At 64.6% G+C, this 12,911-nt stretch carries 13 protein-coding genes; 8 read left to right on the forward strand and 5 right to left on the reverse strand.

What is annotated here, in order from left to right:
• Positions 1 to 38: 38 nt before the first annotated feature.
• From ABIB99_RS03250 to ABIB99_RS03270, 5 genes are all read left to right on the forward strand, one after another.
• A complete protein-coding gene (locus ABIB99_RS03250) occupies positions 39 to 1,841 on the forward strand; it encodes an adenine deaminase C-terminal domain-containing protein (RefSeq protein WP_063984514.1) in 1,803 nt (600 codons plus the stop codon).
• Between the two features lie 152 nt (positions 1,842 to 1,993).
• Positions 1,994 to 3,784 (forward strand): glyoxylate carboligase, encoded by a 1,791-nt coding sequence (gene gcl, locus ABIB99_RS03255; RefSeq protein WP_247308579.1) that lies wholly within the window; start codon positions 1,994 to 1,996, stop codon positions 3,782 to 3,784.
• Positions 3,785 to 3,795: 11 nt separating this feature from the next.
• Positions 3,796 to 4,581 (forward strand): hydroxypyruvate isomerase, encoded by a 786-nt coding sequence (gene hyi, locus ABIB99_RS03260; RefSeq protein ID WP_063984512.1) that lies wholly within the window; start codon positions 3,796 to 3,798, stop codon positions 4,579 to 4,581.
• 12 nt (positions 4,582 to 4,593) lie between these two features.
• Positions 4,594 to 5,481, forward strand: coding sequence for a 2-hydroxy-3-oxopropionate reductase (locus tag ABIB99_RS03265; protein WP_354174855.1), 888 nt, complete (start codon positions 4,594 to 4,596; stop codon positions 5,479 to 5,481).
• Between the two features lie 112 nt (positions 5,482 to 5,593).
• Positions 5,594 to 5,977, forward strand: coding sequence for a DUF1236 domain-containing protein (locus ABIB99_RS03270; RefSeq protein WP_014496647.1), 384 nt, complete (start codon positions 5,594 to 5,596; stop codon positions 5,975 to 5,977).
• Between the two features lie 60 nt (positions 5,978 to 6,037).
• Here ABIB99_RS03270 and ABIB99_RS03275 read toward each other — a convergent pair whose 3' ends face one another.
• The 3 genes from ABIB99_RS03275 to ABIB99_RS03285 all read right to left on the reverse strand — a co-directional run bounded on the left by ABIB99_RS03275 (position 6,038) and on the right by ABIB99_RS03285 (position 7,664).
• A complete protein-coding gene (locus ABIB99_RS03275) occupies positions 6,038 to 6,400 on the reverse strand; it encodes a VanZ family protein (RefSeq protein ID WP_071915539.1) in 363 nt (120 codons plus the stop codon).
• A 77-nt stretch (positions 6,401 to 6,477) separates the two neighbouring features.
• A complete protein-coding gene (locus ABIB99_RS03280) occupies positions 6,478 to 7,086 on the reverse strand; it encodes a thiamine pyrophosphate-dependent enzyme (protein ID WP_354174856.1) in 609 nt (202 codons plus the stop codon).
• A gap of 11 nt (positions 7,087 to 7,097) precedes the next feature.
• Entirely contained in the window at positions 7,098 to 7,664 is a 567-nt protein-coding gene (locus ABIB99_RS03285) for a thiamine pyrophosphate-binding protein (protein WP_014496644.1), read from the reverse strand.
• 244 nt (positions 7,665 to 7,908) lie between these two features.
• Here ABIB99_RS03285 and ABIB99_RS03290 point away from each other — a divergent pair, with 244 nt between their 5' ends.
• The 3 genes from ABIB99_RS03290 (at position 7,909) to ABIB99_RS03300 (ending at position 9,877) form a co-directional block, all read left to right on the forward strand.
• The gene (locus tag ABIB99_RS03290) at positions 7,909 to 8,958 is read left to right on the forward strand and encodes a hydroxyacid dehydrogenase (protein WP_354174857.1); all 1,050 of its coding nucleotides are present in this window, start codon (positions 7,909 to 7,911) and stop codon (positions 8,956 to 8,958) included.
• 116 nt (positions 8,959 to 9,074) lie between these two features.
• Positions 9,075 to 9,524 carry a flagellar basal body rod protein FlgC gene (locus ABIB99_RS03295; RefSeq protein ID WP_354174858.1) on the forward strand — a complete coding sequence of 150 codons (450 nt, stop codon included), beginning with the start codon at positions 9,075 to 9,077 and terminating at the stop codon, positions 9,522 to 9,524.
• Between the two features lie 140 nt (positions 9,525 to 9,664).
• Positions 9,665 to 9,877, forward strand: a complete 213-nt coding sequence (locus tag ABIB99_RS03300; RefSeq protein WP_014496639.1) for a hypothetical protein — start codon at positions 9,665 to 9,667, stop codon at positions 9,875 to 9,877.
• A gap of 3 nt (positions 9,878 to 9,880) precedes the next feature.
• On the opposite strand, the gene ABIB99_RS03305 is transcribed toward ABIB99_RS03300, so the two are convergent.
• Together ABIB99_RS03305 and ABIB99_RS03310 are read right to left on the reverse strand one after the other, a co-directional pair.
• Entirely contained in the window at positions 9,881 to 10,459 is a 579-nt protein-coding gene (locus tag ABIB99_RS03305) for a GNAT family N-acetyltransferase (RefSeq protein ID WP_354174859.1), read from the reverse strand.
• 6 nt (positions 10,460 to 10,465) lie between these two features.
• The gene (locus ABIB99_RS03310; RefSeq protein ID WP_354174860.1) at positions 10,466 to 12,823 is read right to left on the reverse strand and encodes an Orn/Lys/Arg family decarboxylase; all 2,358 of its coding nucleotides are present in this window, start codon (positions 12,821 to 12,823) and stop codon (positions 10,466 to 10,468) included.
• Between the last annotated feature and the right edge of the window lie 88 nt (positions 12,824 to 12,911).

Genomic DNA, 12,911 nt, shown 5'->3' on the forward strand with positions numbered 1-12,911 from the left:
TAACCATCGCTGGGCCGTAACGCCACGCGAGGGTCCCGATGACCAGACTTACCCGCTTCGCCGTCGCACCGCTGCATTCGATGACCCGGTGTCTGGCCGATGTCGCCTCCGCGCGCGTCGCACCGGATCTCGTGGTCACGGGGGCCCGGGTGCTTTCGACCTATTCCGAGCGCATCCATCCCGGTCGGGAGGTCTGGATCACCGGTGGCCGCGTCGCAGCGGTGAAACCGGCCGGGGCGGCGAAGAAGGTCTGGGGCGGGGTGCCACTTTACGACGCCGCCGGCGGCATCATCGCGCCGGGGCTGGTCGATCCGCACATCCACATCGAATCCTCCATGGTGACGGCCTGCGCCTATGCCGAGGCTGCGCTCCTCAACGGCACCACCACGATCTTCTGCGACAGCCACGAGATCGGCAACGTCATGGATGTCGCCGGTGTCGAGGCGATGCTGGAGGACGCGCGCGAGGCGCCGCTCTCGATCTTTTTGACGGTGCCGAGCACGGTGCCGGCCACGTCGGCGGAACTGGAGACCGCGGGCGGCGACCTCACGCCGGACAAGATCGCCGGCCTGTTCGACCGCTGGCCCGAAGCGGTCGCGCTCGGCGAGAAGATGGATTTCGTGCCTGTCACGATGGGCGACGAGCGCAGTCATGCCATCCTTGCCGCTGCCTTGAAGCGGGGACGGCCGGTGTCCGGACACGTTTACGGCCGTGAATTCGTCGCGGCCTATGCGGCGTCCGGCGTCACCGACACCCATGAGGCGATCGATCGCGACATCGCCGACGATCTGCTCGACGCCGGCGTCTGGGTTTTTCTGCGCGGCGGTCCGCCGACCACGCCCTGGCACTCGCTGCCGCAGGCGATCCGCACCATCACCGAGCTCGGTGCGTCGCACAAGCGTACGGCCGTGTGCACCGACGACCGTGATGCCGACGATCTTCTGCTGTTCGGTCTCGACTGGGTGGTGCGCGAGGCCGTAAAGGCCGGCATGTCGCCCGAACAGGCCTGGTCGATGGGCTCGCTGCATGGCGCCACACGCTTCGGCATGGAGGGCGATATCGGCGGGCTCGGCGGCGGCCGCCGCGCCGATCTCGTGCTGATGGACGATCAGCTCAGACCGCAATGCACCTGGTATGGCGGCGAGCTGGTGGTCGAGCACGGCAAGATTACGCCGCGGCTCGATCAGGCGCTGTCGCAACGCTATCAATATCCGAAGGCGGCCTATGCGACCGTAAAGCTTCCGGAGAAGGTCAAGCTGACGCCGGAATTGCCGGCGAAGGCGTGTACCGTCAATGCCATCAAGACCGCGCTGCCGGGCATTACGCTGATCCATGAGAAGGTCGCGATCGAGCCGACAAAGGATTGGCCGTCGCTGTTTGAGCGCTACGGCCTGTGCTTCGTCACGGTGGTCGAGCGCCACGGCAAGTCGGCCGGCAATGTCGCTTACGGCGTGCTGAAGGATTTCGGCCTGAAGCGCGGGGCGGTCGCCTCCAGCGTCGGGCACGACAGCCACAACATCATCGTCGCCGGCACCAACGAGGGCGACATGCAGGCGGCGATATCAGCCATCAAGGCGGAGCAGGGCGGTGTTTGCGTCGTCGCCGACGGCAAGGTGAGGGCGCTGGTTCCGCTGCCGATCGCCGGCCTGCTCTCCGACAGACGGGTCACCGAGGTCGCCGAAGCGGTCAAGGTGCTGAAGAAGGAATGGGCGGAAGCCGGCTGCACCATCCCCTACATGGGCTTCAATTTGATTCCGCTATCGGTCATTCCGGAAATTCGCATCACCGACAAGGGTCTCGTGCTGGTGCCGCAGATGGAGCTGGCGCCGCTGTTCGAGTGAGCGGCTTTCACGCCGATGTCGATCTAACCGTTTGAGACCGCCACGGTTTTTCCGCGGCTGCCGCATCGTGGAAAATAAAATCGATCTCGTTGAGATCGCATCTTGCACGCCTGATGATCGCACTCGCTGACGCAACTCAAGCGAGGTCCGATATGGCGAAGATGCGAGCCGTCGATGCTGCCGTGCGAATTCTGGAAAAGGAAGGCATCTCGACTGCCTTCGGCGTTCCCGGGGCCGCGATCAATCCGCTGTACTCGGCGCTGAAGAAGCGCGGGTCGATCCGCCACATTCTCGCGCGCCATGTCGAGGGCGCCTCGCATATGGCCGAGGGCTATACGCGGGCGAAGGCCGGCAATATCGGCGTCTGCATCGGCACGTCGGGTCCGGCCGGCACCGACATGATTACCGGGCTATATTCGGCGATCGCCGATTCCATTCCGATCCTCTGCATCACCGGGCAGGCGCCGCGCGCACGGCTCTACAAGGAGGACTTCCAGGCCGTCGACATCGAGTCGATCGCAAAGCCCGTGACCAAATGGGCTGTGACCGTGCGCGAGCCGGCGCTGGTGCCGCGTGTGTTCAGCCAGGCCTTTCACATCATGCGCTCCGGCCGGCCGGGTCCGGTGCTGATCGACATGCCGCTCGACGTGCAGCTCGCCGAGATCGAGTTCGACGACGAGACCTATGAGCCGCTGTCGGTCTACAAGCCCACCGCGACGCGCAAGCAGGTCGAGAAGGCGCTGGAGATGCTCAATGCCGCCGAGCGGCCGCTGATCGTCGCCGGTGGCGGTATCATCAACGCCGACGCCTCGGACCTGCTGGTGGAATTCGCCGAGATCACCAACGTGCCGGTCGTGCCGACGCTGATGGCGTGGGGTGCGATCCCCGACGACCACGTGCTGATGGCCGGCATGGTCGGCCTTCAGACCAGCCACCGCTATGGCAATGCGACGATGCTGGAATCCGACTTCGTGCTCGGCATCGGCAACCGTTGGGCCAATCGCCACACCGGCTCGGTCGAGACCTACACCAAGGGCCGCACCTTCGTGCATGTCGACATCGAGCCGACCCAGATCGGGCGCGTGTTCAATCCCGATCTCGGCATCGTCTCGGACGCCAAGGCCGCGCTCGAGCTCTTCGTCACCGTCGCCAGGGAGTGGCGCCGGTCAGGCAGGTTGCGCGAGCGCCAGGCGTGGCCCGCGGCCTGCCGCGATCGCAAGAAGACGATGCTGCGCAAGAGCCATTTCGACAACGTCCCGATCAAGCCGCAGCGCGTCTATGAGGAGATGAACAAGGCCTTCGGCCGCGACACCACCTATGTCACCGTGATCGGCTTGTCGCAGATCGCCGGCGCGCAGTTCCTGGGCGTCTACAAGCCGCGCAACTGGATCAATGCCGGGCAAGCCGGCCCGCTCGGCTGGACGCTGCCTGCCGCGCTCGGAGTGCGCGCGGCATGCCCGGATCGCGAGATCGTCGCGCTGTCCGGCGATTATGACTTCCAGTTCCTGATCGAGGAGCTCGCGGTCGGTGCGCAGTTCAATCTGCCCTACATCCACGTCGTCGTGAACAATTCCTATCTCGGTCTGATCCGCCAGGCCCAGCGCGGCTTCGACATGGATTACCACGTCCAGCTCTCCTTCGAGAACGTCAACGCACCGGAGCTCGGTGGCTACGGCGTCGACCATGTCGCGGTCGCCGAAGGCTTGGGCTGCAAGGCGATCCGCGTCACCGATCCCAAGGATACGCAGGCGGCGTTTGCGACCGCGCGTGAATTGATGGCGAAGCACCGCGTGCCCGTCGTGGTCGAGTTCATTCTCGAGCGCGTCACCAACATCGCGATGGGCACGGAGATCGACAACATCGTCGAGTTCGAGGAGGTGCTGGACTTGCCGCTGGACGAGGTCGGGACCAAGCGGCCCGGCGTGCTGCAGCCGGCGGAATAGGGGAGAGCATCATGCCGAAATTTGCCGCCAACCTCACCATGCTCTTCAACGAGATGCCGTTTCCCGATCGCTTCGCCGCGGCGAAAGCGGCGGGCTTCTCCGGGGTCGAGTATCTCTTCCCGTACGATTTCGACAAGGCGCTGCTGCGCGAGCAGCTCGAGGCTCACGGGCTGACGCAGGTGCTGCACAATCTTCCGGCGGGCAACTGGGCAGCGGGCGAGCGCGGCATCGCGATCTTGCCCGATCGCGTCAGTGAATTCCGCGACGGCGTGTTCCGTGCCATCGACTACGCCAAGGCGCTCGATTGCGAGCAGCTCAATTGCCTCGTCGGCATCGCGCCTGCCGACGCCGACCCGCGCGAGCTCAACGAAACGCTGGTTGGCAACCTTCGCTTTGCCGCCTCGACGCTGGCGCGCGAGAACATCAAGCTCCTGGTCGAGCCGATCAACACGCTCGACATTCCCGGCTTCTACCTCAACGGCACCGAGCAGGCGGTTCAGTTGATCTCCGAGGTGCGGTCGAACAATCTGTTCATCCAGTACGACATCTACCACATGCAGATCATGGAGGGCGATCTCGCCCGGACCATGCAGGAATATCTCCCCCAAATCGCCCATATCCAGCTCGCCGACAATCCGGGCCGCCATGAGCCCGGCACCGGCGAGATCAACTACCCCTTCCTGTTCCGCCATCTCGACGCGATCGGCTACCGCGGCTGGATCGGCTGCGAATACAAGCCGCGCACCACGACGCTGGAAGGCCTGTCCTGGCACGCCGCGCAGACATTTGAGACCTGAGGAAACGTAGACATGATCGACATCGGCTTCATCGGACTTGGCACCATGGGGCGGCCGATGGCCGGCCACCTTCTGGCCGCGGGCCATCGCGTGCTGCTGCATGACGTCGCGCCGGTCGCGCCTGAGCTGATTTCCGCGGGCGGCATCGCCTGCAAATCGGCGAAGGAAGTCGCCGAGGAGGCGGATGCGGTCATCATCATGGTGCCAGACACCCCGCATGTGGAGGCGGTGCTGTTCGGCAAGGACGGCGTCGCGAGCGGCATCTCCAAGGGCAAGATCGTCGTCGACATGAGCTCGATCTCGCCGCTGGCGACCAAGGAGTTTGCGAAGAAGATCGAGGCGCTGGGCGCGGACTATCTCGACGCGCCGGTGTCGGGCGGCGAGGTCGGGGCCAAGGCCGCGACCCTCACCATCATGGTCGGCGGGCCGGAGCGGGCCTTTGGCACCATGAAGCCGATCTTCGACAAGATGGGCAAGAACGTCACGCATGTCGGCGCCAATGGCGATGGCCAGACAACGAAGGTGGCCAACCAGATCATCGTCGCGCTGACGATCGAGGCGGTGAGCGAAGCGCTGCTGTTCGCATCCAAGGCGGGGGCCAATCCCGCTCTCGTACGCAAGGCGCTGATGGGCGGTTTTGCATCGTCGCGGATTCTCGAAGTGCATGGCGAGCGCATGGTGAAGCGCAATTTCGAGCCGGGTTTCCGCATCGAGCTGCACCAGAAGGATCTCAACCTCGCGCTCGAAGGTGCGCGCGCGCTCGGCCTGTCGCTGCCGAGCACGGCATTGGCGCAGCAATTGTTCTCGTCCTGCACCGCGCATGGCGGCAAGGCCTGGGATCATTCCGCGATGGTGCGGGCACTGGAACTGATGGCGGGACACGAGATCGCCGCGGCATAAGTGTTACGCGGTAACACTCTCCAGATTTGGCGCGTCTTTCGTCGTGCGGGAACCGGAACAATGGTCCGACCCCGCGGTTGAAGGCGCAGAACAATCACTGGAGAGTGTGGACATGAAGACCCGTCTTGCGATTTCGCTGGCTGCCGTGTCGCTGCTGGCGTCGAGTGCAGCCTTTGCCCAGTCGACGACCGAACAGGGCGCCAGGGACGGCGCACGTGCGGGTGGCGACATCGGCGGACCGATCGGCGCGATGGTCGGCGGCACCGTCGGTGCGGCCGTCGGCGCGGGCCTCGAAATTCCGAATGCCGTGCTTGGCGGAATCCCGCGCGACGATTCCGTCGTGATCCACGAGCGCGTCGTCGTCGGCGAGCCGCTGCCCCCGACCGTGGTGCTGCGCCCCGTGCCGAACTATACCGAGTATCGCTACGCGGTCGTGAACGATCGCCGCGTCATCGTCGAACCGCGCACGCGCCGCGTCGTCAAGATCATCGACTGATCGGTCAGAGCGCGAAGGCTTTGAACAGCCGGGCCCTGCGGAGCGTCACTCCGCGGGGCCCTAGTTCGTCAGGGCCGAACTGGCGCGGAGGCGTGCCATGATCCAATCGGCGACGGCGGCAAGCGCAAAGCCGATGCAGGCGGTGCCGGCATCGACCAAGAAATCGTCCAGCCGTGCATGCCGTCCCGGTGCCCAGAACTGCATCAGCTCGAGCACGCCGATCAGGACCACCGCGAAGGCGGCGACAGCCCAGCGGCGATTCCGGTAGGCGAGGCCGAAGGCCAGTCCCACCAGGATGAAGGCGAGGGCGTGCTCGCCGTCCTGGCCGAGATCGGAATGAGGCCGCAGGCCGGGCGGGCCGAGGGTTGCGAAAGTGACGGCGGCCGCGAGCAGCCAGGCAAAAAAACGAACAAAAATGGGCATCCGGTGCCGATAGCACGGATTTGCAACGGCCTGTTACGGGGCAGGGATCAGATCGCCGTGTAGTTAATGACGAAACGTTAAAGTGGCTCGCGCACGCCGAGGCCGTGCATGAAGCGTTCCCGGATCTGAACGGGATCCCTGCGGGTGGTACCCACGCCCGGCTTGTCGTCGATGCGGACCGCGATCAGGCTCGGCTCGGAGGCGGACATGGCCTTGTCGACCAGCCGCTCGAAATCCTCCTCGTCCGCGGCCCAGACGCTGTTGGCAAGTCCCGAGCCTGTGGCTATGGCGACGATGTCGGCGACGCCAGCGGCCGGTGTCGGCTGCGCACCGGTGATCTGGTAGATGCCGTTGTCCATCACGATCATGATGAGGTTCTTCGGCTTCAACGCCGCAATCGTCGCGAGCGCGCCGAGTTGCATCAGCAGCGAGCCGTCGCCTTCGAGCGCGAAGACGCGGCGATCGGGCTGGGCCAGCGCGACGCCCAATGCAATCGGGAAAGCCAGCCCCATGCTGCCGAGCATGTAGAAATTCTGCGGGCGGTGGCCGGCGGCCCAGAGATCGAAATTGGTGTTGCCGATGCCGCCGATCACCGCTTCCTCGTGCTTGAGCCTGGCGATCAGGCGCGAGGTGACATCGAAGCGGTTCATGACCTTGGTGTTGCGGTTGTCCAAATCTGTGCTCATTCTGGCCGGCCTCACTTGTCGAAAACCTTGCCGCCGGTGAGCAGCGGGTTGAGGATCAGCGCCACCGGCGCCTGCGTGGTGACGGCCTGCTTGATCGAGCGGTCGGCGATGAATTCGAGTTCGTCGAGCCGGGTGATGGTGTGGTGCTCTAGCGCGAGCGAATCCAGCACCGGGCGCATGGTCCGGCAGACCAGCGATTGCCCGTAATTGAACTCGCCAAGCGTGCCGCGCTCGGAGACGAACATGATCAGCGGGATCTGGTAGGGCACCGCGAGCGAGGCCAGCACGTTGGCGAGCGTGGCGAAGCCGGAGGTCTGCATCAGCACCGCGCCGCGCCGTCCGCCCATCCAGGCGCCGGAGACGATGCCGACGGCCTCCTCCTCGCGGGCGGTGGCAAAGGTGGTGAAGAAGGGGTCGGCGTGCAGGTTCTTGATCAGCGGCGTCAGCACGCGGTCGGGCACGTAAGGGATCAGGCTGATCTCGTTCCGCTTCAGGGTCTGCAGGACGATGCCGTGCCAGCTCCTGTCGCTGGCGCCTTGTGCCGCCTGGGGCGAGGTCTGCTGTTCCGCAAGCGCCATTGCGTTCTCCCTTGAGCCGCGCATGCTTCTTGGTTCTGGTCGTCGCGGCGGTCTGCCGAACTTGACGCAGGCAGCGGGATTGTCAACATGTCTGGGCCAGCACCGTGATCTGCGCCAGACGGCCTGCCGTGGCCGGCACCGCCATGTCATAAGCGGCGATAATGCAAAAACGGGAGGAACGCATGGACGGAGCGCGGGGTGCGCTGGCCTTGCGGGTCTCCTTGAGAGAGCCGGAAGGGTCCTGATGTCCGTCAATAGCAAGCGTGTCTTCTACGTCAAATACCTGGCCAATCCGATCTATATCGACATCCTGAAGGCGCGGTCCGACGTCCGGCTCGATCGCATCGAGAACGAGAGCCCGGAAGATTTCTATGCCCCGATCCTGAACGCGGCGCATGTTTACCAGATCGGCGCCGCCCGCGACGAACTTGCCCCGCATTTCCATGTCGATGCCGCCTTCCTGAAGCGCACGCCGAACCTGTTGCTGGTCTCCAGCAATGGCGCGGGCTTCGATCCCGTCGATGTCGAGGCCTGCACCGATGCGGGCGTGCTGGTCGTCAACCAGTCCGGTGGCAACGCGCATTCGGTCGCCGAGCATGCGCTGGCGATGATGCTGACGCTGTCCAAGCGCATCATCCAGTCCGACCGGCGCCTGCGCCGCGAGCGCGACGTCAACCGCAACGAGCTCGTCGGCAACGAGGTCGAGCACAAGACCGTCGGCATCATCGGCCTCGGCAATGTCGGCCGCCGCATTGCCGCGCTGTGCAGGGGCCTGCTCGGCATGACGGTGCTGGCCTATGACCCGTATTTGTCGGCCGAGGTGATGGCCGAGCGGGGCGGGGAGAAGGTCGAGCTCGACGAGCTGCTGCGCCGCGCCGATTTCGTCTCGATCTCCTGTCCGCTCGACAAGAAAAGCCGCAACATGATCAGCACGCGCGAATTCGCGCTGATGCAGCCGCACGCCTATTTCATCACCACGGCGCGCGGCTTCATCCACGACGAGGATGCGCTGCTCCAGGCGCTCCGCGACAAGCGCATTGCCGGTGCCGGCCTCGACGTCTGGTCGAAGGAGCCGCCGCCGCCCGAGCATCCGCTGCTCCAGTTCGACAACGTGCTGGCGAGCCCGCACACCGCAGGCGTGACGATCGAGGCGCGCCAGAACATGGGCCGCATCGCCGCCGAGCAGGTGCTGGACACGCTCGACGGCAAACGCCCGCCGCGCATCATCAATCCCGAGGTTTGGCCGCGCTACGCCGAGCGCTTCAAGCAGGCGTTCGGCGTGACGCCGGGGTAGGGGCGTGCGAAGCCTGATCGCGCTCCGATCGTTGGTTACGCGGATGAAAACAGAAAGCGGCGGATTTTACTGATGGCGTGAATGAACGCGTATCACTTGTCCTGTAGTTGAAGTCCATGAGCATATTTTCGATTGCGACGTCAGGACTTTCCGCGGCGAGTTTGCGTGTGAACGTAGCCGCGAGCAACATCGCCAATGTGCGCACGACCGGCCCGCTACCCGCCTCAAGCGGATCGAGCACATCGGCCGGTGCGGGCGGCTCGAGCATTGGCCCGACATTTCCAGCGGCCTATGTGCCGTTGCGCGTCGATCAGGTCTCCCAATCGAGCGGCTCGATGCCAGGCGGTACGGTCGCGACCGTGTCGACGGTTTCGCCGAGCTATACCGCACAATCCGACCCCAGCGCTCCCTTCGCAAACGAGGACGGCCTGGTCGCCGCGCCGAACGTCGATCTCGCCAGCGAGTTCGTTCAAATGGCGGCCGCCAAGTACAGCTTCATCGCCAATGCGAAGGTCATTCAAGCCTACGCCGAGACAGAACAGACCCTCCTCGATATCAAGACGTGATCGCTGACGGATTGTATCGACGCCTAGGTTGGCGGCGGGAACCGTCACCGATCTTGATCCGCGTCAAAATCTCCTTTCCCGGTTCAGGCTAAATGGGATTAAAGTGCCGCCGGGGCACGCTGGCGCAGGCAGGAGGTCCCATGTCAACTTATGTCGTCAGGTTCATGAAGGACGTGCTCGGCCAGTACGGCCGGCAGATCGAGGTTTGCCAGGGCACGCTCGAAATCGACGCCACCGACGAGAACGAAGCCAGGGAGCGGGCGAAGGCGAGGTTTTGCAAGGACCAGGCGTTGCATCACTGGTCGCTGCATGCCGACCGGATCCAGGTCAAGCCGGCTGACTTTCCCTCGTAAGGTTTAACGGCCCGGTGCCGGTAGCGTCGGCGGAGCGGTGACGCCCGCGCCGAGCGATCGCTGCACCATGACAGTGTCCGACCAGCGGCCGTGGCGATAGGCGACGCCGCAGAGCAGGCCGGCGCGCGCGAAGCCGAACTTTTCGTGCAGCGCCAGCGAGGGCGCGTTGTCGGCATCGATATAGCCGATCATCTGGCGGAAGCCGGCCGCCGCGCACGCATCGATCATTCCCTGGAGCAGCAGCCGTCCGACGCCGCGACCGAGATGCTCGTGGTGGACGTAGATCGAGTGCTTGGCCGTGTAGCGATAGGCCGGCCGCTTGCGGAACAGCACGGCATAGGCATAGCCGACCACCTCGCCACGATAGGTCGCGACCAGATGCGGCAGGCGGGTCTGCTTCAGGTTCTTGCGGCGGTCGCGCAGATCGTCCGGTTCGGGCGCGCCGGTTCCCTCGACATCGCGCGGCACGCCATTGCGGACGTGATGGCGGTAGATCGCCAGCATCGCCTCGACATCGCTCTCCCGTGAGGGGCGGACCTGAACCGGCTCGTCATCTGTACGCGCAATCGCTGTTTCGTTCATCGGCACCTACTCGGCAACGACGTAAGTATAGAGGCCGATGCGGCCCTGTGCATCGATCTCCTTGTAGACGCCCTGGATTTCCACATCGAACCCCGGGAACGTGTTGAAGCAGGTTTCGAACATTTTGAGATAATCCACCATGGGCTTGGCCCGCTCCGTCAGCCGCTCGCCAGGCACGATGGTGGCGATGCCGGGCGGGTAGACCACGAAGGGCGTGGTGGCGATGCGGCCCGCGATCGCCTCGATCGGCAAATAGTCGACGTCGTTCTTGAACAGATAGCGCGCGGCATCGCGGGGCGACATCGCGATCTCGGGCATGTGCTCGGGCATGAACTGCCGGGCCTGGAGGGCGCTGACATCGGCGGCACGGAAGAAGCGGTGCATGTCGCCGCAGAGATCGCGCAGCCGCACGCCGGCATAGCGCGCCTGACGCCGCTGGTAGAATTCAGGGATGACGTCGGCTAGCAAGGCGTTGTCGTCATGCAGCCTTTTGAATGCGACAAGCCCGGAGATCAGCGTGCCGGCCTTGCTCGCCTCGACGCCGGGGGTGAGCAGGAAGAGCAGGGAGTTGAGGTCGTTCTTTTCAGGGACGATGCGGTTTTCGCGCAAGTACTGCGCGACCACAGGCGCGGGGATGCCGTGCTCGGCATAGGCGCCGGTGGTGCGATCGAAGCCAGGCGTCAGCAGCGTCAGCTTGTTCGGGTCGGTCATGGCAAAGCCTTCCGCGAGATCGGGAAAGCCGTGCCAGTTGGTATCTGGCGAGAGCTGCCACAGCGCCGGATTGGTGGCGAGCTCGTCGGTGGAGAGGGTCTCCCAGGCGACGTTGTGCGCAGCGCCGGGGCGGCTGACGTCGGGAATGGTGACGCGATCGGGAACGAAGGGTTCGAAGAACCAGCGGCGATCCGGATTTTGCTCCTTCTCCTCGAACTCCCGGCGCATGGCGCGGATCTTCTTGCGCAACTCGATGCCGAGCCGGATCGTGTCGTCCCACAGCACCTCGCCCGAGCGGCCCTTCATCATCTGCGCGCCGACGTCGAGGGAGGCGAACAGCGGGTAGAACGGCGAGGTCGAGGCGTGCTGCATGAAGCTCTCGTTGAAGCGGCGGTGTTCGACGCGCCGCTTCTGGCCGCGGATATGGCGGTCCTTGATGTGGATCTGGGAGGCCTGCGAGAAGCTCGCGAGCTGCTTGTGGGTGGATTGCGTAGCGATGATGCCGGGCGCTTCGGGAGGAAGGTTCGCCAGCCCCATGGCGAAGCGGCCGGCATAGAGCGGGTGGAACTTCATGAAGCCGGCCCAGGCCTCGTCGAACAGGATGTATTCGCAGAGATGGCCGATGCGCTTCAGGATCATCTCGGCACTGTGGATCGAGCCGTCATAGGTGCACTGCTCGACGACGGCGACGCGGAACGGCCGCTCCTTGCGCCAGGCGTCCTTGTCCGTCACCAGCGGATGGTTCCGGATCGCCTCGCGCAGGGCCTTTTCGTCGAGCATGTCCCAGCGCATCGGGCCGATCAGGCCCCAGGCATTGCGGATGGTCGGCACGTAGATCGGGATGCCGCCATTGATCATCAGCGCGCCGTGATGGGCGGCCTTGTGGTTGTTGCGGTCGAACAGCACGAGGTCGCCGTCGGTGACGAGGGCGCCGAGCGCGACCTTGTTCGAGGTCGAGGTGCCGTTGAGCACGAAATAGGTCTTTTCCGCACCAAAAATCTGGGCGGCTTCCTTCTGCGCCCTCAGCGCGGGACCCTCATGGGTGAGGAGGTCGCCGAGGTCGAGCACGGAATTGTCGAGGTCGTCGCGGAACACGGATTCGCCGAGATGCTCGACGAAGACCCGGCCGATCGGACTGCGGTTGTAGAACACGCCGCCATTGTGACCCGGACAGGTCCAGAGCTGGTTGCCTTCCTCGGCATAATCGACCAGTGCGCCGAAGAACGGCGTCTTCAGCGTCTCGGCATATTGCTTGAGCCGGCTGATCAAATTCTTAGCGATGAAGGTCGGCGTCTCCTCGGAGAGGAAGACATAGCCGTCGATGAAGTCGAGCACCTCGACCGGCAAATCCTCGAAGCGCTTGCGCCGGATCAGGAGGATGATCGGGAAGTCGAGGCCGCGGCGCCGCATCAGGTTGATCAGCGCCGAGGTCTTCCCCTCGAGGCCCTTCTTGCCCCAGTCCACCACCATGCAGCCGATCGCGGCGTCGGTCTGCACCGCGATCTCGGCGTCCTCCAGTCTGCGGGCCCTCACGACCTCGAAGCCGGAGCGCTGGATCTCCTCGATAATCTGGTTGAAGCGGATGCCTTCCAGATCGTCGGCGTCGAACACAGGTGCGGCGAACAGGAAGTTGAAGCGCTTGAAATAATCCATGGTGTGTCCCGAATCTACAGAGACTGGCAGGTCTCTGCACTTTCGATGACAGTTCTATGACAATCGCCCGATCCAGCGGGGATCGTGT

It is taken from the genome of Bradyrhizobium sp. LA6.1 (assembly GCF_040547805.1).
In the GTDB taxonomy this organism is placed as follows: Bacteria; Pseudomonadota; Alphaproteobacteria; order Rhizobiales; family Xanthobacteraceae; genus Bradyrhizobium; species Bradyrhizobium barranii.

Bases quoted from the DNA above. Each gene is read 5' to 3' on its own strand.
- gcl (WP_247308579.1), top strand. From the start codon at position 1,994: ATGGCGAAGATGCGAGCCGTCGATGCTGCCGTGCGAATTCTGGAAAAG.
- ABIB99_RS03250 (WP_063984514.1), top strand. From the start codon at position 39: ATGACCAGACTTACCCGCTTCGCCGTCGCACCGCTGCATTCGATGACC.
- ABIB99_RS03290 (WP_354174857.1), top strand. From the start codon at position 7,909: ATGTCCGTCAATAGCAAGCGTGTCTTCTACGTCAAATACCTGGCCAAT.
- ABIB99_RS03310 (WP_354174860.1), bottom strand. From the start codon at position 12,823: ATGGATTATTTCAAGCGCTTCAACTTCCTGTTCGCCGCACCTGTGTTC.
- ABIB99_RS03280 (WP_354174856.1), bottom strand. From the start codon at position 7,086: ATGAGCACAGATTTGGACAACCGCAACACCAAGGTCATGAACCGCTTC.
- ABIB99_RS03270 (WP_014496647.1), top strand. From the start codon at position 5,594: ATGAAGACCCGTCTTGCGATTTCGCTGGCTGCCGTGTCGCTGCTGGCG.
- ABIB99_RS03300 (WP_014496639.1), top strand. From the start codon at position 9,665: ATGTCAACTTATGTCGTCAGGTTCATGAAGGACGTGCTCGGCCAGTAC.
- hyi (WP_063984512.1), top strand. From the start codon at position 3,796: ATGCCGAAATTTGCCGCCAACCTCACCATGCTCTTCAACGAGATGCCG.
- ABIB99_RS03265 (WP_354174855.1), top strand. From the start codon at position 4,594: ATGATCGACATCGGCTTCATCGGACTTGGCACCATGGGGCGGCCGATG.
- ABIB99_RS03305 (WP_354174859.1), bottom strand. From the start codon at position 10,459: ATGAACGAAACAGCGATTGCGCGTACAGATGACGAGCCGGTTCAGGTC.
- ABIB99_RS03275 (WP_071915539.1), bottom strand. From the start codon at position 6,400: ATGCCCATTTTTGTTCGTTTTTTTGCCTGGCTGCTCGCGGCCGCCGTC.
- ABIB99_RS03295 (WP_354174858.1), top strand. From the start codon at position 9,075: ATGAGCATATTTTCGATTGCGACGTCAGGACTTTCCGCGGCGAGTTTG.
- ABIB99_RS03285 (WP_014496644.1), bottom strand. From the start codon at position 7,664: ATGGCGCTTGCGGAACAGCAGACCTCGCCCCAGGCGGCACAAGGCGCC.